This window comes from Paenibacillus ginsengihumi DSM 21568, assembly GCF_000380965.1.
GTDB classification, from domain to species: domain Bacteria; phylum Bacillota; class Bacilli; order Paenibacillales; family NBRC-103111; genus Paenibacillus_G; species Paenibacillus_G ginsengihumi.
In genome coordinates, this window is sequence record NZ_KB905568.1 from 1 (window position 1) to 21,215 (window position 21,215).

Consider the following 21,215-nt stretch of genomic DNA (forward strand, 5'->3'; position numbering starts at 1 on the left):
CTCCGGTGTTCGTTCGAACCGGAGGGTACCGAGCCAGATCCGGTACGATTTGGTCCAACGTTTTTTGAGATGAGGGGGCTGATGGATTTGATGGCGCAGCAGAAATTTAATGAGCCGTTGCCGCGCACGATGTACATCTTCACGGATATCCTCACGGGCCCGAACCAAATCCCGCAGCGCCTCGTCGTCCCGATCGGGCACATAGATCGGAGTCAATTCGCCGGCACGACGCAGCTGAGCCAATTGCAGGGCATCTCTACGGTCTGTTTTTACCTGATCGCCTGCCCGTTTCGGAATAAGAGAAGGCGCGATGACTTCACAAGCTGCCCCCATCGATTGAATCCAACGGTACAATTCGTACCCGGTCGGCCCGGCTTCATAACAAAACGAAAGGGTGCTCGGATCTCCCAACTGTTTAATTAATTTCCGAATTGCCTCTGGTTTGTGAGGAATAGCTCCAAGATAACGAGGGGCTTCTCGACCGCTATCTGCCACCGCTACAGCAATTTTTTCTTTCGATACATCTAAACCAATGAATTTTGTGGCATACTTCATAGTAAACAGCTCCTTTTGCTTAGTAGCTCTGAAAATGTGTCCTACACTCACATTCTTAACCTACGATCGCTAGCAAATACGGAGCTGTTTTACGTTCATGTTAACTTACTCAAGCTCATTGGGCCCTTTTGGGATAAATAAGATCTTTTATCGTTCTTATTTTGCTTGGAGGCTACCCTGGACTGGACACGGTGACCCTGAGGTCAGGCTGGGGACTGGATCTGGTAGGCCGCATGCCGTACTTTATGGCGAGTTAAAAAAGGACGGCGGCAAATCTGCCGCGCGTCCTCATCAATTGCAGAGGGCGGCGCCTACTATTGCAGCACCACCGTTTCTCCTTCCTTCAATCCTTCGACAATTTCCGTCTTGTCCGGCGTCTCCAGACCGATCTTGATGTTGCGCCGCTCGACCGCGCCGTCGCTTTCGACCATGACGAAATCTTGACCTTGATCGCGCTGGATCGCCAAGGTCGGAATAACGAGCACGCCGGTTTTTTGAGCCGTCTGGATCGTCGCGGTCAGGCTGAGGCCGGCGATCAGCTGCTCGAACGGCTCCAGCGAGATGACGACCTCGAACTGGGCGGATGCCGAGCTGTTGTTCGTATTTGAATTAGAGGCTTCCTCCTTGGAGGTGCCGACTCCCTTGGCGAACTTGGACAGCCGCTCGACGGTGCCCTGCAGCTTGACGTTCTTGAGCGCGTCGATCTTCACCTCGACGGGCAGCCCTTCCTTGATGCGGAACAGGTCGTATTCCCCGACGTAGGCGATCAGCTCCAGCTGCGTCAAATCGACGATGCGCCCGACCCGCTCGTTCGCCTCGAGCGACTTGGGCTGTTTCGTTTTCTCGAACAAAAAGATACCGTCCTCCGGTGCGACAAAAACCGCATTGTTCAGCTTGTCCGTCTTCTCCCGCAGCTGAGTGCGGGCATGCTCCAGCTCGATGCGGGTAATCTCGTCCTGCAGCTTGCGGCTTTCTGACTGGGCGTAATGCCGCTTCGAGGCGTCCTCCGACAAGCCGCCTGCGGCCGCGTCGCCGGTACCGGTCGCTTCCTGAAATTCGGAAAGCTTCAGATCGGCTTCCTTCTTCTTGATCGTTGCCTGCAGCTCGGCGATCTCGTTGCGTAAGGAGGTATCGTCCAGCCGAAAAAGCGGCTCCCCCTTGCGGACCTGCTGCCCTTCGGCGACCGACCATTCCGTCACGTCTGCTCCGAACGGGGCATTGATGTACGTTTCTTTTTTATAGGACGACTTGCCTTTGACCTCGACGGTGCTGGACAAATCTTCGCGGGTGACCTCGAACCGGATCGCGTTCATGTTTTGCTGCATTGGCGGCTGCGGATTTGGCGAAGGCCGGCTTTGTATGTACAGGAACCCGGTGAAGGCTGCGACCAGGACGGCGGCCGTGGCGGCGATCCATTTTTTTCTGCTCATGGCTTACGATCCCCTTTCGGACGATGCTAGTCTCGTTTGATAGCTGTCAGCGCATCGGTGCGCGACGCTTTGACCGCCGGATAAATGCCGGAGACGATGCCCGTCATCACGGCGAAGAACAGGCCCAGCGGGAGAATCCACGGGCTGATGAACAATATTTCCTCCTGCGCGCCGGGCCGCGGTCCCGACAGCTTGATCACCGCGATGTTGATGCCCCAGATGACCCAATAAGACAGCAATATGCCGGCAAAGCCGCCGAGGAGTCCGAGCAGCGCCGATTCGATCATGAACATATTGCGGATTTGCCGCAAGTTGGCGCCGAGCACCTTCATGATGCCGATCTGGCGGCGCCGCTGGTAGGTCGACATCGTCATCGCCACGATGATCGAGATGGAGGCGACGAACAGGATGAACAAGCCGGCTCCGCCGAGAATGAGCCGAATAATCGCCATTTCTTCGTTCATCCGCTCCTGCATGCCAAGATTGGTTTCGGGCCTTAGCTTCAGCTTGCGCACGAGCTCCTCCACCTGCCGGACGTTGTCGGTATCGTCGATCTTCAGCCGCACTTGGCTGATTTCTTGCGAGTTCGCGCTGCTGCTGTCCGGCTGCATGCCTCCGTTCATTCGCTCCTGGATTTCCAGCAGCCGCTTGCCGAGAGCGGGGGAGACGTAGGCGGTCTTCTGGTTCATAATGATATCGTCGGCGACGCCCTGCGGTTTTTTCAAGATTCCGATAACCCGCAGCGGAATCGATTCCGGAGCCGTCGCCTCTCCGTTGCCGACATTCAGCGGCGTCAGCATGATCTGCTTTTGGTACATGGGGTACGGTATAAGCTGCCAAGACTCGATCGTATAGCTGTCCGAGTCCGTCTTCCCGCCCGCTGCCATTCGCCGGGCTTTAGCCATCTGCTCGTCGAACAAGCCCATCGTCGCCCCGTAGCTGAGAATGATCGCGTTGTCTTGATCGGACGCCTTGCCCTGCTGCAGCTCGACGCCGAAATCGTCCAGCGTATCCAGTTCGGTAGCGATGATCTCCCACACAACGCCGCGCTTGTTGTCTACGGTGAATTCAAACTCGTTCAAGGTTTGATAAGTCGCCGCCGCCTTGACGTGCGGCAGGCTCTTCATCAGCTCCACCTTGGCTTTCGTCAGCTCGTAAGGCTTGGCGGCGTTCGGATCTGCCGAATCGGAGCCTTCCGGGTTCCGGCCTTTGAACACGGTCATCTCGTCGGTTTTCAGATACATGCTCATCTGCACTTTGCTGTAGTGATTGACCGATTCGCCGAACGAAAGCGCCACGATGATCGAGGCCGAGCCGATGGCGATGCCCATCGCGCACAGCATCGTCACGACGATCCGCCGCCGCAGCTGCTCCCAGCCGAGCCGCAAGTAATCGTTCAGCTTCACTCCGCCTCACCTGCCTGTCCGCTTTCTTCGACCAGCTCCCCGTCCCTCAGCTGAATGACGCGTTTCGTTCTTCTGGCGACCTCCAATTCGTGGGTGACGATCACGAAAGTGATGCGCAGCGTTTCGTTCAGCTCGATCAGCAGGTCGATGATTTCTTTCTCTGTCTTCGTGTCCAGATTGCCTGTCGGCTCGTCGGCGAAGACGATGGCAGGCCGGGTAATGAGCGAGCGCGCGATGCTGACCCGCTGCTGCTGGCCGCCGGACAATTGCGACGGGTACATCTCCATTTTGCTGCCGAGTCCGACCCTTTCCAAGAGCTCGGCTGCCTTCGCCCGCCGTTCCTTCGCGCGGATGCCCTGAAAAACGAGCGGCAGCTCGACATTTTCCCGTACGGTCAGCTGAGGAATGAGCTCATACGCCTGAAAAATGAAGCCGATGTTGCTGCGCCGAAATTCCGCCAGCTGGTTTTCGTTCATTTTTTCGATGGCTTGGCCGTTGATCCGGATGCTGCCCTCGGTCGGCTTCATCAGTCCGGCCATCAGATTGAGCAGCGTCGATTTGCCCGATCCGGAGCTGCCGAGCAGAGCGACCATTTCCCCTTGGCTGACGGTGAAATGAACGTTTTTCAGCACCGTCGTATTTTCTCCGCCGTTCACAAAGCTGTGCGTCAATCGATCGACTTCTAACACGTCATCCCTCCGCCTTTCCTTGCAGTGCAGGAGCGTTCGTCCGCGAAAAAGCGGATCAGCGAACGTCCTGGGCGGCATCTCTATGGGGGCCGCCATCTATAAGACGTAAGGGCGGGCATTTTTTCCTTCGAATGACAGCGGGAACGCGCGAATTTAAGAAAAAGTTAAGGAGCCTGTGTCCTCTGTTGTCGAATGAGCTCGCTGCCGAGCCCGCTTCGGCCCGCCGCCGAGCGCCCGCTTGCAGCCGTTCGGCCACGCCAAAAAAGCTTTGCGCGAAAGCCGTGAGGTCAGGCGGTTCCTCGCACAAAGCTTGGGATGAGCGTATTCGTAGAGCGGTTCCGCTATGAAGTTCTGCCTGCGGAAACCGCATCGTCGCCGCTGCCCATCGCATGCAGCGCGATAAAGCCGATCATCGCTGCCAGCGCCAGCGCCGCGGCTGCGCCATATACCGCATGCGGGCTCCAGGCATTGAACAGCCAGCCGCCCATCAGGCCGCTCAGCAGCCCGGCCAGCCCCGACCACGTGACGGCGAAAACCGCTTGGCCGGAGGCGCGGTACCTGTCCGGCACGATCCGCTGGATGTACCGGATGGCCGTGAACAAAAAAATGCCGAACGAGACGGAATGCAGGCATTGGCAGGCCACGACCCATAGCGGGTTGTCGATCAGGCTCATCACCAGAAAGCGGATGCCATAGACGAGCGCGCTGACGGCCAGGAGGGGAAGCTCCTTGAATTTATGGCCGTACTTGCTGAGCAGGAAAAAGATCGGAATTTCGCTGACGGCCGACACCATCCACGACCAGCCGACGATCGCATCGTCGGCCCCGATCGCTTTCAGGAACAAGGCCAGGAATCCGTCGTTCATGCGGTGCGAGACCGATAAGGCCAGCACGACGCCCAGGAAGGCCAGGAACGGCCGGGATGCGACGATCGGGACGAGGCCGGAGAAGTCCGGCCGCGACACGCTGGCGTCTTTGGCGTCAAACAGCAGACAGGCCAAAAGCAGCGTGCAGGCGATCGAGCCCATCGTCAGCGGAGCGGTCCAGCCCGGCCCGAGCCTCTCCAGCAGCTGCCCGAATACGAGCGCGCCTGCCGCGAAGCCGATCGAGCCCCAGACGCGAAAGGAGGCGTAGCTTTTCTTCGTGCCGCTGATCGTCAGCAGCGTCAAACTGTCGTTCAGCGAGGTCATCGGCGATTGAAAAAAGTAAAAGCCGGCCATCAGCAGCATGAGCAGGCCGAACGTCCCGGTCTGAAACGCCAGGGACGCCATGACGAGCTGGCCGGTTAAGACAATGATCAGCACCTTCTTGACCGTGCGAAGGCGATCGCTCATGACGCCCCAGAACAACGTGGAGACGATCCCGATCATCGGGCCGACCGAATAGAGCAAGCCGATCTGCACGGTCGAGTAGCCCTGCGAGCGAAAATACAGCGGGAAGAACGAAACGATCACGGACATGGTCGTATAAAAGGAAAACAAAAACAGCTTCAGCATTCCGTCCCGGCTCATAGCGACTCCTCCTTGCCCTTGGAGGCTTGGAAAGCCGCACTCTGCCCGCCCCGTCCCGCTCCGATCCTTCCTTCCGCCTTGGCCGTCTCGCGCAGCACATAGAAGACGACAGCCGCCTCCGCCGCAAAGCCGAGCGACTGCGCCAGCGCGCCGATCATGCCGTTCCAGCCGGGCGCCAGCGCGACGCAGACGATAAGCGCAGCGAGCGTTGTCGCCACGTTGGCTCCCTGGGACCAGACCATGACCTTGGTCTGGGAGCGAAGCATCAGCAGCCCGTTGCCGAAATCGAGCCAGGGGAAGACGAGCGTCATCAATATGAAGACGCGCAGCGTATCCAGACTGGCCTCAAGCAGCCGCCCGTCCACGCCCATCACATGGGCCAGGAACCAGGGGCCGAGCGGAGAATAGGACAAGAGCGCCAGCAGCCCGGCCGGAATGAAGGCGAGCGTCACCGTGAACCTTCGCACGGCCACCGCGTCCTTGCGGTAGAAATTGAGCACGATCTGGTGAATATAGGAAAAGAAGCTCTGCATCAGCTGCGTCAAGCTGGCCGCGATCGCGAACGAGGCCACGGCGAGGCTGATGTTGGCCGTTTTGCCGAGCATCGCGTTGATAGCCGGACCGCCGATGACGGCGATGAGCGACGACAGCAGCATGGGACGGTAAAAGGCGAAGATGTCCTTCGTCCCCTCGACCGGATGCTCCGGCTTGACCGCCGGCATCGACCTGAGCAGCGAGCGGCCTTCGATGAAGCTGACGGTCGCCTCGATCATCATCCCGGTCAGGAAAATGATCGCGCCGTCCGATGCGCTGTCCACGCCGCGATGAATAAAATACAACGACAGCAAATACATGCCGGCCAGCCGCACCAGCATGCCGATCGTCAGCCATTTGGTCCGCATATTCGAAATGATGATGCCGTGAAAGACGCAGCGGATTCCGGAAAATATGCTGACGAACATCAGCACGCGGTAAGCGTTCACCATCGGCTGCACGAGCTTGTCCTCCGCGCCGAATACATGCGTGAAGACCCACGGGCCGATCGGGGTGTAGCTGATGAGGCCGCCGAGAAGGAAGATGGCGCCGAGCACATACAGGCTGACCAGCGCCATCGCCCGGAACGATCGCCGGTCCCGGACCAGCGCCGAGCAGGTTTGCCGCAGCAGAACCGCGGGCTTCTCGGTAAAGCCGAGAATGCTCAGGGGCAGGGCGTAGCTGGCGATCACGATCTCGGGATGCGCCGAGCGGGCCAGCGTGCTGTTGATAATGACGTGCGATATGGTCACCAGGCTGGCGGATATGCCGAGCGGGATGAAAAATTGCAGCAGCTGCCTGAAGGTGACTCGGGTCGTATGCAAAGGGTCGGCCATGATGCAACTCCTCGATTGGGCAATAGTGTCGCCGTGACGGCGATGCGTTCGTACGCAAGGCGGCAGCGAAGCCGCAGTCCACTCATTATAGCACGAACCGGACGGCGAAAGGACGAAAATTTTATGCCGCCCACTGGCAACAACCCGCGTCTTCATGGTACATTATTATAGATAATCTGCGTACGGCCGCCGTGCCTTTGAACGGATGGGAAGGGTGATGACTGGGGTGAGCTACTCTTTTGTAATGGATGAGCGTCTTGGCATTCCGCTGCCCGAGCTTCAGAAGGATTGGGAGGAGTATTCCCCGGCCGAGCAGGCCGACATGCTGCTGCAGTGGGAGGAAATCCGCGGGACGATTCCGGAGCAGATCAAGCGGCTGGAGCGCGTCATCGTCCACAAGCAGAATCAGCTGAACGTGGAGGACGATTTCGCGCACTCCTGCCGGCTGAACAGCGAAATTGCGGAGCTGGCCAGCACGATCAACGACCTTCATCTGTGGTTTAGAGTGAACCAGGATATGTCTGCTGCCAGAACCCATTATTAATCAGCGCCGGCGTCGAACGCGCCATGCGTTGCACAATCGACGAAGGAGGGATTTGCTATGGGTTGGACGGAAAGCTTGAATCGGCTGGCGGCGTCGCTGACGGAGCATCGGCCTTCGCTGTATCCCGAAGAGGAGCGGGACGATCTGGCCGATATCAAGATCGGCAAGCTGTCTGTCGAAGGGTTCACGGGGGAAAGCCGTTCGTATGCGCTGGCCGTGAAAGCCGGTCTTCATCTCTTCAACGAGAGCCTGGACCGTTCGCACGACCTGGCTCAGGAGATTCATAACCCGACAGGCAGCTATTGGCACGGCATCATGCATCGCATGGAAGGGGATTACGGCAACGCCAAATACTGGTTTCGCTTGGTTGGACAGCATCCCGTCTTCGTCGATTTGGAGGAGGCGGCGAAGCAGGCGTTCCGCTCGGCCGATTGGAGCGAAATAAAGAACGCGCCGCTGCGGGAACAGCTGCAGTCGTTCGCCGAGTCCGGCGCCTGGGACCCGTACCGTTTCACCGATCTGGTGGAGCAGCAGGTGACCCGGGTCAGGGACGAGGCGGCGGAGCGGTTGCTCATGCACATTCAGTGGTTGGAAATGAAGCTGCTGCTGCAATATTCATACGCGCAAAGCGGCGGCGAAGGTCGGTTGGTCGAGATTGGTTAGCCGCTCCGATTTCTTGGCCAGTTCGCCCCGCAACCCGTTTCAATTGATGGCGCGCGTCTATCGGCACGTCCTCCCGGGCGTTCGGGAGCAGCTTCAGTTCTGGCGGTCCAGAGCGGAAGCGATGCCGGACCCCGAACTGCAGCGGCAGGCAATCGCCAGCATGACCGCCAAGCAGTTCCACTGCCAGGGCGGAGCCGTCTATGCGGCTGTGAACCTGTCTCTGAAGCACGTGCTGATTCCGCTGATCGTCGCTTTTCAGACGATCAGCGATTATTTGGACAACCTGTGCGACCGCAGCACGTCGCTGGACCCGGAAGATTTTCGCAGGCTCCATCAATCGATGCTCGATGCCGTCGATCCCGCCGCACCGCTGCACGACTATTACGCCTTCCGCGACGAGAAGGACGACGGCGGCTACCTGAGCGATCTGGTCAAGACGTGTCAGGCCAGCATCCGGCTGCTGCCCTCTTACCACCTCGTGGAAGACAAGGTGCGCACGCTGGTCGGCTTGTACTGCGACCTGCAGGTGTACAAGCATATTCGCCGCGACTTGCGGGAGGAGGCGCTCGACGCCTGGTGGCAGCAGCACCGCAGTGATTACCCGGAAATCCGCTGGAACGAATTCGCTGCCGCTACCGGCTCCACGCTCGGCGTGTTCATGCTGTTCATGGCCGCCGGCGATCCGGGGCTGCAGCGCGAGCAGGCCGGAACGATCTTCGATGCATATTTCCCATATATATGCGGTCTGCATATTTTGCTCGACTATTTGATCGATCAGGAAGAGGACGAGCAGGGCGGCGACCTGAATTTTTGCAGCTATTACGAGGATGCGGATACGACGGTGGAGCGGATTGCCTTCATCGTCGCCCGCGCGCGCGACCGGGCCGGGCAGTTGGACGGTTCCGCCTTTCACCGCATGATCATCGAAGGGCTGCTGGCGCTGTATTTGTCCGACCCGAAAGTGAGCGAGCAGCGGCAGGTCAGGCGCGTCTCGCGGGAGCTGATGAAGGGCAGCCCGTGGATGAGAATCTTCTTCTTCGTGAACAGCATCTGGATCAGAAAAACATCATAGCTGCGCTGCGAACGGACGGGGCTTGGGGGCTTGGGCGGACAGCGATTCGAATGCATAGTTCGCCTCCCGTTCGTTCGGAGGGTCGCTTCAATCGTTCATTATGTATTTTTCCTTATACAATCATGAGGAGGACAAGATCATGTCAGTCAAAAAAATTGCGGTACTTACCAGCGGGGGAGATTCTCAAGGGATGAATGCCGCCGTTCGATCGGTCGTGCGCAGCGGGCTTTTTCACGGGCTGGAAGTGTTCGCGGTGCAGCGGGGCTACGCCGGACTTATTAATGACGATATTCGTCAAATGGACCTTCGCAGCGTCGGCGACATTATTCAGCGCGGGGGCACCATTTTGCAGACGGCGCGCTGCAAGGAGTTCATGACGCCGGAAGGACAGCAGCTCGCCGCCGACAACTTGCGCAAGCGGGGGATCGAAGGGCTGGTCGTCATCGGCGGCGACGGCTCCTATCAAGGCGCCCAGAAGCTCAGCAAGCTGGGAATCAAGACGATGAGCCTGCCGGGGACGATCGACAACGACATCCCGTTCACCGATTTCACGATCGGCTTCGATACGGCCGTCAGCATCGTTGTGGATGCCATCAACAAAATTCGCGATACGATGAGCTCCCATGAGCGCTCCTCTGTCGTCGAAGTCATGGGCCGCCATTGCGGCGATATCGCTCTGTATTCGGGACTGGCGAGCGGCGCGGAGACGATTCTCGTGCCGGAAGTGCCGTTCGATCTCGACGAAGTGGCCAAGCGGATGGCCGACAACTTCTCGCAAGGCAAGCGGCACAGCATCATTATCGTTGCCGAAGGAGTAGGCAAGGGCGAGGACATTGCCCGGGAAATTACGAAGCGCAACGGCATCGAACCGCGCACGACGGTGCTCGGGCATATTCAGCGCGGCGGCACCCCGACGCATAACGACCGGATTCTCGCCAGCCGACTGGGCGACTTCGCGGTGCGCAAGCTGATCGAGGGAGAATCGGGCAAAGCGTGCGGCGTTATCCGCAACGAGCTGGTCGCTACCGATATCGATCAAGTGGTCAGCACGAAGAAAGAATTCAACATGAACCTGTACGAATTGGCCATGCGCTTGTCTCAGTAAGAACGAGGCAGGTCCGCCGGAAAAAAACGGCCTAACTTGGGATCGGATATGCTCGATCTTGAGTTAGGCCGCTTTTTTTGTGAAAACCTGAGCGTGTGGATGCTGCTGAATGTTCAAGAAAGACGCCCATGCGGCTTGCGTGGCGGCATCAGATGATGAGAATGGTCCGCGTACCGATGATGTACAATGGTTTGTGTACCATGATTTGGGGCCTTCCAGGCGGCAAAAAGCAGGGTATCCAGAGAGATTGCGAAGTCACCTGAAAGGATGGAACCCTGCTCATGAATACTGTACACGAATTAGGCCCCCGTTCTACTTGAAAATCTTGTGCGGCACTTTGTTCAAGAGAAGATTGAACAACTTATGATCCCGCCCGCCTCGCACCGTCGGCCGCGCCTCTTCAATACCGCAGCATTTTACCAGTGAGCGCTGTCGGTGCGGCTTTGTTGCGGCGTTCCCGCATCAAGCAGGCGCAAAATCCAATCTCTCAAATCTTTAATCCTTAAATGCGCAGGCCTTTCTTCCGTGCCGACAGTGAGCAGCGGAACGAGCGAATCGAGCTTATGCAGCGAGCCGTGGGCGCCCCCGCCTTTGTGAACGTAGGTGCCTTCGCTGCGAAATTCCGACCGCTCTGCGCTTGTTGCGACGAGAAAGGAGCCTTCCTGCGAATGAAGGGCCCCGTATAGGCGCGCCAGGGCGTCGGGGTAATCCCCGTAGCTGACGCGGCCGCCGGAATAGTCCACGGTCAAGTCGAGCAGGCGAAGGTTCCCTTCGAGCGACCAAGTCTGCCCGTACGGATCGGTAGTATCGCCTGCGCGGGCATATACAAGCTCTCCTTCACGGTCTGCCAATCCCGACAGTACCCGGATTTTGCCTTCCGCATCCTTCCAGGCGATCACATCGATCCGCGGTTCCTTGCGCAGCGCTTCGGCTACGGCATCTGGAGCTAGCTGAGGATCGAGGAGGTAAATATAAGCCATTCGCTCGTTAACGCATATGACGAGCTGATCTTCGGGACGGATTTCCTCCAGCCCGGCGACCCGATAAGCGTCCAGCGTCTGCCGAATAGGGATCGCTTCTTCAGAACGGTCCGCCGCCATGGCCGCTTGACCGCTGTCCCCGATCACAATCCAGATGATGTCCTCCAGCGCCTTCTCCCAAGAACCGAACGCATTCAGCAAATTTTGCAGCTGCTTGTCCGCTTTCGCCAAGCCGCGCGGGTGAGCCGGCCCAAAGCGGTGAATATCCTGATCATTGCCGGGCAAATACAATAACGTAAACGGGGGAAGCTGACCTTGCTCGACCAAATAGCGGAATTCATGTACGGAATAGGCGTCGTTCATGCCGAGTTTTTGCCAGGAATGGGCGTGCTGCCTCCGCGAAGACGGATCGATCGAAGCGAAGGCGCCCAGGGAGAAGAGAGGAGGCCCGAACGTCTGATATCGCTCGGAGCCCGATGCGGCGGCGGCCACCGTCTTGGGAACCTCCAGCGTATGCGGCGACGGCCCGCGGTAAATGAGCGCATTGATCGAAGCGGAACGCATGCCTCTTGCGGCTAACGTTTCATGAAGCGTCGGCGTTTGCTTGCTGAGGTGCTCGTTGTTTAATGCAAACAAGCTGTCCGTTAAAACAGAATGAGGGCCGACCTTCATAATCTCAACCAGCGAGCTGCCGTAATTGACATAGCGGCGATGCGGGACGTCGAACCAGAACAAGCCCGGAATGCGGTGCTGGTCGGCGTAGGTTCCCGTCAGCAGCGTGCTGTCGATCGTGACGGACATTGTGGGGAACGAGCTGACCATGCCCGTCTCGTAACGCCCATGCTTCATGAGAAACGATAGCGCAGGCAGCTTGCCGCCGCGCAATGCTTCCTGCAGCGTCTCGTCCATGAGCGAATCGAGGACGATCAGCACGACGCGCTTGCCCGCGTGCGCGTCCGATTGCATGCGAAGCGGCGAAGTTGATTCCGGTCCGCTGCACGCCGCCATCCATCCGAGCAACAACCATCCGATTATGAAACGGCATATTAGATGTCTCGATTTCACCGCTGTCCCTCCTGGTCTGCTGCCGCAATCCGCGAAAATCCATGTTGTTCATAGGATTGCCAAAATACAAATAAAAAATTTTCGATTTCGTCTGCAGAGAAGGCGATGCTCTTGCGGAGTGGAGCGACGGAAATGCATACCGCGCAAACGCGGATGTTCGGCCTTGGCGTGATCTTGCCAATATCCTGGACTTTCGATAGGATATAAAGGAATCGCTGTTTGGCGGACGAAGCAGGCGGATGAAGCAGACGTACGAAGCAGACGTACGAAGCAGGCGGACAATGCAGGCGGATGATGCGGACGGACAATGCAGACGTACGAAGCAGGCGGACAAGCGGCCACCGCGGCAATAAAGCGGCCATCGGGCTATTGCGGCAAAATAAGCGGAATTAGAGGCAAATAAGCAGCTTTAGCGGCAATAGAGGAGAACATGGGAGAGGTGGAGTTCAGATGAAAATAGCGATGATAGCCGGAAGCAATCACAGTCAATCGACCAGTACGGCGCTGTGCCGATATATCGGCAAGGTGCTGGAGAGCAAAGGGCACGAGGCGGTTTTGTTCGATGTGTACCGCAAGCCGCTGCCGATGTATACGAATGACAGGGACGATTCCGAGCATGTCCATGTCGCGGAGCTGAGAAGGCTGCTGCTGGAATCGGACGGCGTCGTCCTGGCTACGCCGGAATATCACGGAGCCCCTTCGGGCGCGCTCAAAAATGCGCTGGACTTTACAGGCTTCGATCATTTTAACGGCAAAGTCGTCCTCAGCGTCAGCTCGGCCGGCGGAGCGGTAGGAGTCAGCTCGCTGCAGCAGCTGCAAACCATCGTGCGCAACGTGCACGGCATCAACTGCCCGGAATGGATCTCGATCGGGGCAGACCAGCGGCGGATGAACGAGCAGGGCGAGCCCGAGGATGCCAAGACGAGAGAGCGGGTGCAGCGAACCGTAGATTATTTTGTCAGCATGATCGAGAAATTTAAGGCATGACATCTTTCCGGTGCCGGAACAGGCGGATAGCCTTTCCGGTCGTTTTTTTGCTCAGCAGTGATGATGTACGTACAATGCAATAGCTGGTATAATGTCTTGTATTCAAGCTTCATTGTTACTTAAGAACGGTGTTTCGGAAGAGGTGCAGCGGTGGATTTGCAGTCGATACCCAAATATATGCAGCTGAAGCAGGAAATATTGCAATGGATCACCGGCGGAAGGCTGAAGCCGGACGACCGGCTGCCGACGGAATTCGAGCTGTCCGATACGTTCGCCATGAGCCGGCAGACGGTGCGCCAGGCCATCGGCGAGCTGGTGCAGGAAGGATGGCTGTATCGGGTTCAGGGAAAAGGGACCTTCGTCTCCAGCGCGCTGCCTCAGCAGAAGAAGAATGAGTCGGCGCCGGCGATCGGCATTGTCACAACCTATATATCGGATTACATTTTTCCGCAAATCGTGCGGGGAGCGGAAGCGGCGCTGCGCGGCAGCGGCTATCGTCTTGTGCTCTCTTGTACGGACAACGATAAGGATAAGGAAAAGCAGTGCCTGGAGATGATGCTGGAGCATCCGCTATCGGGATTGATCGTGGAGCCGACCAAGAGCGCGCAGGGCAATCCGAATCTCGATTACTTCCTGTCGCTCAATTTGTCCGGCATCCCTTATATGATGATCAACGAGCGGTATCCCGATTTGGACGCCCCGTGCATCAAGGTCGACGACGAGCTGGGAGGGTTTCTCGCTGCCGATCATTTGATCAGCCTTGGGCACCGGCGCATCGCCGGCTTCTTCAAGGTGGACGATCTGCAGGGCGTAAACCGCATGAAGGGGTTCATTCGCGCGCATAGGGAGCGTCAGCTAGGCCTTAGTCCGGACAACGTCATCCGTTACGTCACCGAGGAGAAGAGGACGAAGCCGTACAAGGAAGCGGAAGCGATGCTGGCGGGGAGCGGAGACGGGCGGCCGACCGCTTTCGTCTGCTATAACGACGAGCTGGCGGTGATGCTGCTCGAGGCGGTGCGTCGCATCGGACTGCGCGTGCCGGAGGACCTGTCGATCGTCGGCTACGACGATTCGTTCCTCGCCACCGCTACGGAGGTGAAGCTGACGACGCTGACGCATCCGAAGGAGGAGCTCGGCGTGAAGGCGGCGGAGATGCTTATGGCGATGATCGAGGCGAAGCGGCCGCCCGGCGAAGAAGAAGGGTACGTCTACCGTCCGGAGCTCATCGTTCGCGGCTCGACGTGCGCGCCCGGCGAAATGGCGTAGTCCGGTTTGTCCCATCCTCTGCAAAAATAATTGCTGACAAATTTGTACGTACAAATTATAATGGACGTAGCGAATTAGCGATAATTTTTGGGAGGAGGGACTTAAGTTGTTAGAACAACTGAAGAGTAAAGTGCTGCAAGCAAACCTCGATTTGCCCAAGTACGGTTTGGTCACCTTTACATGGGGGAACGTCAGCGGCATCGACCGGGAGCGGGGCCTTGTCGTCATCAAGCCGAGCGGCGTTCCTTACGAGACGATGACCGTTGACGATATGGTCGTCGTCGATCTGGAGGGGAACGTCGTCGGCGGCCACCGCAAGCCGTCGTCCGATACGCCGACGCATCTTGTGCTGTACCGCGCTTTTCCCGGCATTGGCGGAATCGTGCATACCCATTCCCCGTGGGCTACGAGCTGGGCGCAGGCCGGACGCGGCATCCCTGCTCTGGGAACGACTCATGCCGATTACTTCTACGGTGAGATACCGTGCACCAGACCGATGACGGAGGAGGAGATTCGCGGGGCTTACGAGCGCGATACGGGAACCGTCATTGTGGAAGCGTTTCAACAACGGGACCCGCTGCAGGTGCCCGGCGTGCTCGTGCATGCCCATGCGCCGTTTGCCTGGGGCACCGATCCCGATAATGCGGTGCACAATGCGGTCGTGCTGGAGGAGGTCGCCAAAATGGCCTGTCATACGTTCATGCTGAATCCCGCTTCCGGGCCGATGAGCCAGCATTTGCTCGACAAGCATTTTCTTCGCAAGCACGGGGCGAACGCGTATTACGGACAGAAGTAGCGCATAGCGACGAATGGGGGAGGAATTGCAATGACTCGAAAATATGCCATCGGCGTCGATTACGGCACAGAATCGGGAAGAGCGCTGCTTGTCGATGTCGCTACGGGAGAAGAGATCGCCACGCATGTGACGCCCTATCCGCACGGCGTGATCGACGAGAAGCTGCCGGGCACGGGGCAAATGCTGGAGCACGATTGGGCGCTGCAGCATCCGGACGATTATCTCGAGGTGCTGCGCCGCTCGGTTCCGGCCGTCGTGCGGGAGGCGGGAATCGATCCCGCCGACGTGATCGGCGTAGGCATCGACTTCACCGCCTGCACGATGCTGCCGGTCGACGAGACGCTGCAGCCGCTCTGCTTCGACGAGCGGTATGCCGCGAACCCGCACAGCTGGGTGAAGCTGTGGAAGCATCACGCCGCCCAGGACGAGGCGAACCGGCTGAACGCCGTCGCCGCAGAGCGGGGGGAGCGATTCTTGCCCCGTTACGGCGGAAAAATTTCATCCGAATGGATGTTTGCTAAAATATGGCAAATTCTGAACGAAGCGCCGGAGATCTACGAGCGGACCGACTTGTTCCTCGAGGCAACCGATTGGGTCATTGCGCAGATGACCGGCAATGCGCTGCGCAACAGCTGCACCGCCGGCTACAAGTCGATCTGGCATAAAGATGAAGGCTACCCGTCGCCCGAGTTTCTGTCCGCTCTCGATCCGCGGCTGGCGAATCTTACCGCGACGAAGCTGCGCGGCGAGATCGTGCCGCTCGGCACGAAGGCCGGCGGACTTAAGCCGGAGATGGCCGCGCAGATGGGTCTTCGCCCCGGTACGGCGGTTGCCGTCGGCAACGTCGATGCCCATGCGGCCGTGCCCGGCGTCGGCGTCGTCACGCCAGGCAAGCTGGTGATGGCCATGGGGACGTCCATCTGCCATATGCTGCTGGGCACCGAGGAGAAGACGGTCGAAGGCATGTGCGGCGTCGTCGAGGACGGCATCATTCCGGGCTATTACGGCTACGAGGCCGGCCAATCCGCCGTCGGCGACATTTTCGCCTGGTATGTGGAGCAGTGCGTCCCCGCATATGTCGAGAAGGCGGCACAGGAAGAAGGCATCAGCGTCCACGAATGGCTGGAGCGCCGGGCCGCTGCCTACAAGCCGGGCCAAACCGGGCTGCTGGCGCTCGATTGGTGGAACGGGAACCGGTCTGTCCTGGTCGATGCCGACCTCACCGGACTGATCGTGGGGCTGACGCTGTCCACGAAGCCTGAGGAAATTTACCGGACGCTGCTGGAAGCGACCGCGTTCGGCACGCGCAAAATCGTCGACGCCTTCCATATGAACGGTGTGGAAGTTCAAGAGCTGTACGCATGCGGCGGACTGCCGCAGCGCAACCGGCTGCTCATGCAAATCTACGCGGACGTGACCGGCAGAGAAATCAAAATCGCGGCATCGACCCAGACGCCGGCGCTCGGTGCGGCCATGTTCGGAGCCGTCGCCGCGGGCGGGGCTGCCGGCGGCTACGATTCGATCGTCGAAGCGGCTCAGCGCATGGGACGGGTGCGCGAGGAGACGTTCAAGCCGATTCCGGAGCATGTAGCCGTGTACGACAAGCTGTATGAGGAATACACCCGGCTGCACGATCATTTCGGCCGCGGCGGCAACGATGTCATGAAGCGGCTGAAAGTGCTGAAGGAAGAAGCATCGGCGCAGGCGCATTAATTAGGCCGCGGCGGCCGGCACAGACGCATGGTCCGTTCAGAGGGCAGCAGCTTCGCTGAAAGGCTTCCATTTCGGGAGCGGGCGAAGCTTGCTGCCTTCTATTTTTGCACTTGATTCCGGTCCCAGCGGCATGTCCTCTCATGGTATAATGAATCCGATATGAAGAGAGATATGAACAGACGCTCTCTGAAGAACGGAGGATACATAACGATGCCGCCTATTTTGAACAACGATTGGATGCCGCTGCTTGCGGCCGAATTCGAGAAGCCTTATTATTTGCAGCTCAGGCAGTTCCTGAAGCGGGAATACGCCTCGCGCACCATCTATCCGGACATGCACGATATCTTTAATGCGCTGCATTATACGGCCTACCGGGACGTGAAGGTCGTCATTCTCGGGCAGGACCCGTATCACGGGCCGGGGCAGGCGCACGGCCTCAGCTTTTCCGTGAAGCCCGGCGTCCCCGCACCGCCGTCGCTGCAAAACATGCTCAAGGAGCTGCAGAGCGATATAGGCTGCGCCATCCCCGACAACGGCTGCCTGGTGCCATGGGCGAAGCAGGGCGTGCTGCTGCTCAACACTGTGCTGACGGTGCGGGAAGGGCAGGCCAACTCGCACAAGGGTCAAGGCTGGGAGCAGTTTACCGACCGGGTGATCGAGCTGCTGAACGAGCGGGAGCAGCCGGTCGTCTTCATCCTGTGGGGCAGCCACGCGCAGCAAAAGGCGCATTTCATCGACGGGAGCCGCCACGGCATTGTGCGCTCGCCGCACCCGAGCCCGTTGTCAGCGCACCGCGGCTTCTTCGGGAGCAGGCCGTATTCCCAGGCCAACGCCTTCCTGCGCCAATTCGGCCGCGAGCCGATCGATTGGCAATTGCCGAATCTCGGCAGCTCCTGGAAGGAAACGGCTGCTTCCCGGGATTGAGGCGGGGGCGATCCAGCCTTTTTACCCTCTTGCCAATCATCGCATCCGGAATATATATTAGTGAGGAGATGATCCGGCGCCAGGCTGCAAGCCCCGACGGAATCGGCCAATACCTGTGCGAAAATGAGGGCCGATCAGCAATGAAGCCACTGTGGACTATGCGCGGATTGAATTTTTCCTATTATGCCACCTCCGCTGCGACGCCAGCGATACGGCTCGCGCTGACAGGATGCAGCAGAAAAAAAGGACGGAACCGGCCCTAAAGCCGATATCCGTCCTTCTTTCGTCTAATCGAATCGTCAAGACTTATTGTCCTGACATGCGCGGAGCGTTCTTAAGCGTTCGCGAAGGAGCGCCGGTATGGAAGGCTCCTTGCGGAGCGATAAAGCGCCCGCCCGAAAGCGTTAATGCAGATAGGCGCCTTTCTGGTGTTCGGAGATGCTGTGCTGGATGATTTCCATGGCGTCCTCGGCCTGCAGAGCTTCCAATCCGTTGCGCAGTACAATGACGGAATCCAGTTCATCCCGTTTCAAAAAATCGTACATTTCCGGTGTCAAGCGCATGACGATCGTTGCCAACTTTACCGTTTCCACATTCATCACCCTTCCCTTCCTTAAATTAAAGGTGTTCCGGAGGACAAAACGCGATAAACCAGGTAAAGCCGAGGACAACTTATCTGAAACTATTATAGCATAAAAGCGCGGGCTTATGGAGCCTTGTTTTTGCCCGGCGATGCCCGGAAATTGTTGTCAGGAGCGGCGGAATAATCCCATGACGCCGGTCGTTTCCACGATATTGACGAAAGCCTGCGGGTCCCACTGCCGGAGGATCGCCTGCACATCGTTCAATTCGTATCGGGTGATGACCGTCATCAGCATATGCTGCGGCTGCTTCGTGAACGCCCCTTCTGTCTGAAGGACGGTGATGCCGCGCTGCAGCTTGGACATTTTAGGCAGCAAAATGTCTTTTTTCCGCGTGACGACGAATACGGTGACCTTGACATGGCGGATATGAATCGCATCGACGATTTTCACGGTGATGTATATGGACAGCAGGGAGTAAAGCGCCAAATCCCAGTTTTGCTCGTAATATCCGAGGGCGACAATGACGATTCCGTTCATGACGAACAAAATCGCGCCGAGCGGAAAATCGCGCTTGCGGGTGAGGATATACCCGAGAATGTCGAAGCCGCCGGTCGAGCCTCCCGACCTCATCGCCAGGCCCGTGCCGATGCCGAGCAGCACGCCTCCCGTGACCGCGTTGAGGATCAGATCCTCGGCGACCGGAACGGCCGGAAGCCATCGGAGGAACAAGGAGGTCAATACGACGGAGACGACGCTTAGCAGGATGAATTTGCGGCCGACCGTGATGAGTCCCCAGATGAGCACCGGGGCGTTCAGCGCCATGTACAACAGCGATACATCCCACCCCGTTATGTAGGAGATGAGCATGGACAGGCCCGACATGCCGCCGCTCAGCAGCTGATGGGGGATCATGAAGAGATTGAAGCAGATAGCCGACAGGATCGCGCTGGCGACGGCCGCCAGCAACCCCCCGAGCCAGGAGCGCTGAAGCCAGAACAAGGAAAAACACCTCCTCAGACCTTAGTATGGGTCAGCGGAGGTGGCTTCAATCATCGGCGTCGGAACGAGCCCGAGCGCGAGCTCGTTTTCGGCTTGATGCTCTTCGGCGTGCTCTTGAAAGTCGGCGTGGAGCCGTCGCTTTTTCGTATTTTGCTCGAGGAAGACGAGCTGCTTGTCGTGCCGGACGACTTGCCGGCCGATCCGGAGGTCGTAAAGCTTCCCGTGCGGCTGGAAGTGGTCGGCGTCTGCTTGGTGTCGGATTTGGCGGCGGTACCGGTATTCTTGCCGCTGTCGGTATACGTCTTGGTCGACGTATAGCCGCGGTAATCGGTCCCCTTGTTGGACCAGCTGCTGCCAAACAGCGATTGCAGCAGGGTGGCGGCGATATAGCCTTCCAGGAACGAGGAATCGTAATGCTCCTTCGCATATTCGATGGAATCGACCTGGACCAGCGTATTGCTCTCGTTCTCCGTATCCTTCTGCACATTGACGATCTTGTTGTTATATACCAGGAACATCTGCTCGGCCGACTCTTTGCTGATTTCCTCCGGCTTCTCCTGCGCGGCGATCTCCTTGGCGACCGTCGGCACATCTTTGCCCTCGACCGAATATATTTTTGCTGTGCTCTTTCCCTGGCCCTGCACGTCGATCAGCGAATAATTGTGCTTGATATAATTGCTCGCGTCGCCGCATGCCGCCAGAACGAGGGCGAATACGAGCCAAATCGATATCCATTTGGACGTTCTCTTCACGGGAACGCTCACCTCCTGTTGCTTGTTGCCCGGGTGCCCGGATGACGGGGCCCTGCAGCTACAGCGATCCTTTCAAAAAACGAATCTGTCCGCCCGGCGTCCGGCTGCCTTCCATGGCGACATATTTGCCGTCCTGCCACTGCAGGAAGAAGTAACGCCCTCCGTCGGCGAAGTATTTCCAGATCATCACTTCATCGCCGCCGCGAAAATCGGTCCGGCCCTCCGTGCGCACAAGGTCGCTTCGGTTATGCTCCAGATAGTACATCGCGCCGTCTCCCATATCGAGCTCGGTCGGCACATCGTGCGGATCGTCCAGCGAGCCTTCGATAAATTCGCACAAGTAGCAGTCGTAGGTGCGGCCCTTCTCGACCAGCAGGCAGGCGTAATGGTTCCCGTTCTGCAAATAATAGGCGAACCGGTGCGGCGGAAAGCCGCGGTCGAAATAGACGGCTTTGCCCGATACGACGTACTCCTCCAGATCGACGGTAACGATATCGCCGACGGCCGTCTCCTCGAACGGGTTCGCTTCTTTGACGGGAGGCTGCGCCTGCTCTTTGTTGCTGTTTATGATGGAACGGACTCTTTTCCACAAGGACATGGACGATAACCCCTTTAGCCTGGAATAAGATGATACGTTTTCCTTGATGATGCGCTTCTCATATCGATGTTTCGTTACACAGATTATATACGATTTTCCCGACTTTCGGTTTCGTCTTCGTATTTTCTGGTATATGGATGACGGTTGTGGTATAATACTAAAGATATTCTTAAGTGCGGCCTTGAAGATTTCGCTTGCGACATGCA

20 protein-coding genes are annotated in these 21,215 nt (G+C 58.2%); 9 read left to right on the forward strand and 11 right to left on the reverse strand.

The window, feature by feature from the left end; all coding sequences use genetic code 11:
• From F591_RS30345 to F591_RS0112330, 6 genes are all read right to left on the reverse strand, one after another.
• On the reverse strand, nt 1-555 hold a 555-nt coding region (locus F591_RS30345), incomplete at its 3' end, for an IS110 family transposase (protein ID WP_019534906.1).
• Between the two features lie 314 nt (nt 556-869).
• Nucleotides 870-1,985, reverse strand: coding sequence for an efflux RND transporter periplasmic adaptor subunit (locus tag F591_RS0112310; RefSeq protein ID WP_019534907.1), 1,116 nt, complete (start codon nt 1,983-1,985; stop codon nt 870-872).
• A gap of 26 nt (nt 1,986-2,011) precedes the next feature.
• On the reverse strand, nt 2,012-3,391 hold the full coding sequence (locus F591_RS0112315) for an ABC transporter permease (RefSeq protein ID WP_019534908.1): 1,380 nt from the start codon (nt 3,389-3,391) through the stop codon (nt 2,012-2,014).
• Complete coding sequence (locus tag F591_RS0112320) at nt 3,388-4,080, reverse strand: ABC transporter ATP-binding protein (RefSeq protein ID WP_026326565.1); 693 nt, start codon at nt 4,078-4,080, stop codon at nt 3,388-3,390. The genes F591_RS0112315 and F591_RS0112320 overlap by 4 nt, the downstream gene beginning before the upstream one ends.
• Nucleotides 4,081-4,421: 341 nt before the next feature.
• Nucleotides 4,422-5,591 (reverse strand): MFS transporter, encoded by a 1,170-nt coding sequence (locus tag F591_RS0112325; protein WP_019534910.1) that lies wholly within the window; start codon nt 5,589-5,591, stop codon nt 4,422-4,424.
• The gene (locus F591_RS0112330) at nt 5,588-6,961 is read right to left on the reverse strand and encodes a polysaccharide biosynthesis protein (RefSeq protein WP_019534911.1); all 1,374 of its coding nucleotides are present in this window, start codon (nt 6,959-6,961) and stop codon (nt 5,588-5,590) included. The genes F591_RS0112325 and F591_RS0112330 overlap by 4 nt, the downstream gene beginning before the upstream one ends.
• A 217-nt stretch (nt 6,962-7,178) precedes the next feature.
• Between F591_RS0112330 and F591_RS0112335 the strand changes: the two genes are divergently transcribed.
• From F591_RS0112335 to pfkA, 4 genes are all read left to right on the forward strand, one after another.
• Entirely contained in the window at nt 7,179-7,505 is a 327-nt protein-coding gene (locus F591_RS0112335; RefSeq protein WP_425414357.1) for a hypothetical protein, read from the forward strand.
• 57 nt (nt 7,506-7,562) lie between these two features.
• A complete protein-coding gene (locus tag F591_RS0112340; protein ID WP_019534913.1) occupies nt 7,563-8,168 on the forward strand; it encodes a hypothetical protein in 606 nt (201 codons plus the stop codon).
• 46 nt (nt 8,169-8,214) lie between these two features.
• On the forward strand, nt 8,215-9,240 hold the full coding sequence (locus F591_RS0112345) for a tetraprenyl-beta-curcumene synthase family protein (protein ID WP_051109185.1): 1,026 nt from the start codon (nt 8,215-8,217) through the stop codon (nt 9,238-9,240).
• A 139-nt stretch (nt 9,241-9,379) separates the two neighbouring features.
• Entirely contained in the window at nt 9,380-10,345 is a 966-nt protein-coding gene (gene pfkA / locus F591_RS0112350; RefSeq protein WP_040741614.1) for a 6-phosphofructokinase, read from the forward strand.
• A 416-nt stretch (nt 10,346-10,761) separates the two neighbouring features.
• Here pfkA and F591_RS0112355 read toward each other — a convergent pair whose 3' ends face one another.
• Nucleotides 10,762-12,390 carry an alkaline phosphatase family protein gene (locus F591_RS0112355; protein ID WP_019534916.1) on the reverse strand — a complete coding sequence of 543 codons (1,629 nt, stop codon included), beginning with the start codon at nt 12,388-12,390 and terminating at the stop codon, nt 10,762-10,764.
• A gap of 450 nt (nt 12,391-12,840) precedes the next feature.
• Between F591_RS0112355 and F591_RS0112360 the strand changes: the two genes are divergently transcribed.
• The 5 genes from F591_RS0112360 (at nt 12,841) to F591_RS0112380 (ending at nt 18,076) form a co-directional block, all read left to right on the forward strand.
• Entirely contained in the window at nt 12,841-13,377 is a 537-nt protein-coding gene (locus tag F591_RS0112360) for an NADPH-dependent FMN reductase (protein ID WP_019534917.1), read from the forward strand.
• Between the two features lie 150 nt (nt 13,378-13,527).
• Complete coding sequence (locus F591_RS0112365; RefSeq protein WP_026326569.1) at nt 13,528-14,643, forward strand: GntR family transcriptional regulator; 1,116 nt, start codon at nt 13,528-13,530, stop codon at nt 14,641-14,643.
• Between the two features lie 106 nt (nt 14,644-14,749).
• Nucleotides 14,750-15,439, forward strand: coding sequence for an L-ribulose-5-phosphate 4-epimerase (gene araD, locus F591_RS0112370; protein WP_026326570.1), 690 nt, complete (start codon nt 14,750-14,752; stop codon nt 15,437-15,439).
• A gap of 30 nt (nt 15,440-15,469) precedes the next feature.
• On the forward strand, nt 15,470-17,152 hold the full coding sequence (locus F591_RS0112375; RefSeq protein WP_019534920.1) for a ribulokinase: 1,683 nt from the start codon (nt 15,470-15,472) through the stop codon (nt 17,150-17,152).
• Between the two features lie 210 nt (nt 17,153-17,362).
• The gene (locus F591_RS0112380) at nt 17,363-18,076 is read left to right on the forward strand and encodes a uracil-DNA glycosylase (protein WP_019534921.1); all 714 of its coding nucleotides are present in this window, start codon (nt 17,363-17,365) and stop codon (nt 18,074-18,076) included.
• Between the two features lie 404 nt (nt 18,077-18,480).
• Here the strand turns inward: F591_RS0112380 and F591_RS0112385 are convergent, their stop codons facing one another.
• The 4 genes from F591_RS0112385 to F591_RS0112400 form a co-directional block, all read right to left on the reverse strand.
• Entirely contained in the window at nt 18,481-18,675 is a 195-nt protein-coding gene (locus tag F591_RS0112385; RefSeq protein ID WP_019534922.1) for a hypothetical protein, read from the reverse strand.
• Nucleotides 18,676-18,825: 150 nt separating this feature from the next.
• Nucleotides 18,826-19,659, reverse strand: coding sequence for a YitT family protein (locus tag F591_RS0112390; protein WP_019534923.1), 834 nt, complete (start codon nt 19,657-19,659; stop codon nt 18,826-18,828).
• 50 nt (nt 19,660-19,709) lie between these two features.
• A complete protein-coding gene (locus tag F591_RS0112395) occupies nt 19,710-20,411 on the reverse strand; it encodes a DUF4247 domain-containing protein (RefSeq protein WP_019534924.1) in 702 nt (233 codons plus the stop codon).
• A gap of 58 nt (nt 20,412-20,469) precedes the next feature.
• Nucleotides 20,470-21,009, reverse strand: a complete 540-nt coding sequence (locus F591_RS0112400; protein ID WP_019534925.1) for a DUF4178 domain-containing protein — start codon at nt 21,007-21,009, stop codon at nt 20,470-20,472.
• Nucleotides 21,010-21,215: the final 206 nt, after the last annotated feature.

Excerpts from the sequence above, each read along its gene's own strand:
- F591_RS0112360 (WP_019534917.1), top strand. The coding sequence starts at position 12,841 with ATGAAAATAGCGATGATAGCCGGAAGCAATCACAGTCAATCGACCAGT.
- F591_RS0112345 (WP_051109185.1), top strand. The coding sequence starts at position 8,215 with ATGGCGCGCGTCTATCGGCACGTCCTCCCGGGCGTTCGGGAGCAGCTT.
- F591_RS0112335 (WP_425414357.1), top strand. The coding sequence starts at position 7,179 with ATGACTGGGGTGAGCTACTCTTTTGTAATGGATGAGCGTCTTGGCATT.
- F591_RS0112330 (WP_019534911.1), bottom strand. The coding sequence starts at position 6,961 with ATGGCCGACCCTTTGCATACGACCCGAGTCACCTTCAGGCAGCTGCTG.
- F591_RS0112325 (WP_019534910.1), bottom strand. The coding sequence starts at position 5,591 with ATGAGCCGGGACGGAATGCTGAAGCTGTTTTTGTTTTCCTTTTATACG.
- F591_RS0112310 (WP_019534907.1), bottom strand. The coding sequence starts at position 1,985 with ATGAGCAGAAAAAAATGGATCGCCGCCACGGCCGCCGTCCTGGTCGCA.
- F591_RS0112380 (WP_019534921.1), top strand. The coding sequence starts at position 17,363 with ATGCCGCCTATTTTGAACAACGATTGGATGCCGCTGCTTGCGGCCGAA.
- F591_RS0112375 (WP_019534920.1), top strand. The coding sequence starts at position 15,470 with ATGACTCGAAAATATGCCATCGGCGTCGATTACGGCACAGAATCGGGA.
- F591_RS0112385 (WP_019534922.1), bottom strand. The coding sequence starts at position 18,675 with ATGAATGTGGAAACGGTAAAGTTGGCAACGATCGTCATGCGCTTGACA.
- pfkA (WP_040741614.1), top strand. The coding sequence starts at position 9,380 with ATGTCAGTCAAAAAAATTGCGGTACTTACCAGCGGGGGAGATTCTCAA.
- F591_RS0112340 (WP_019534913.1), top strand. The coding sequence starts at position 7,563 with ATGGGTTGGACGGAAAGCTTGAATCGGCTGGCGGCGTCGCTGACGGAG.
- F591_RS0112400 (WP_019534925.1), bottom strand. The coding sequence starts at position 21,009 with ATGTCCTTGTGGAAAAGAGTCCGTTCCATCATAAACAGCAACAAAGAG.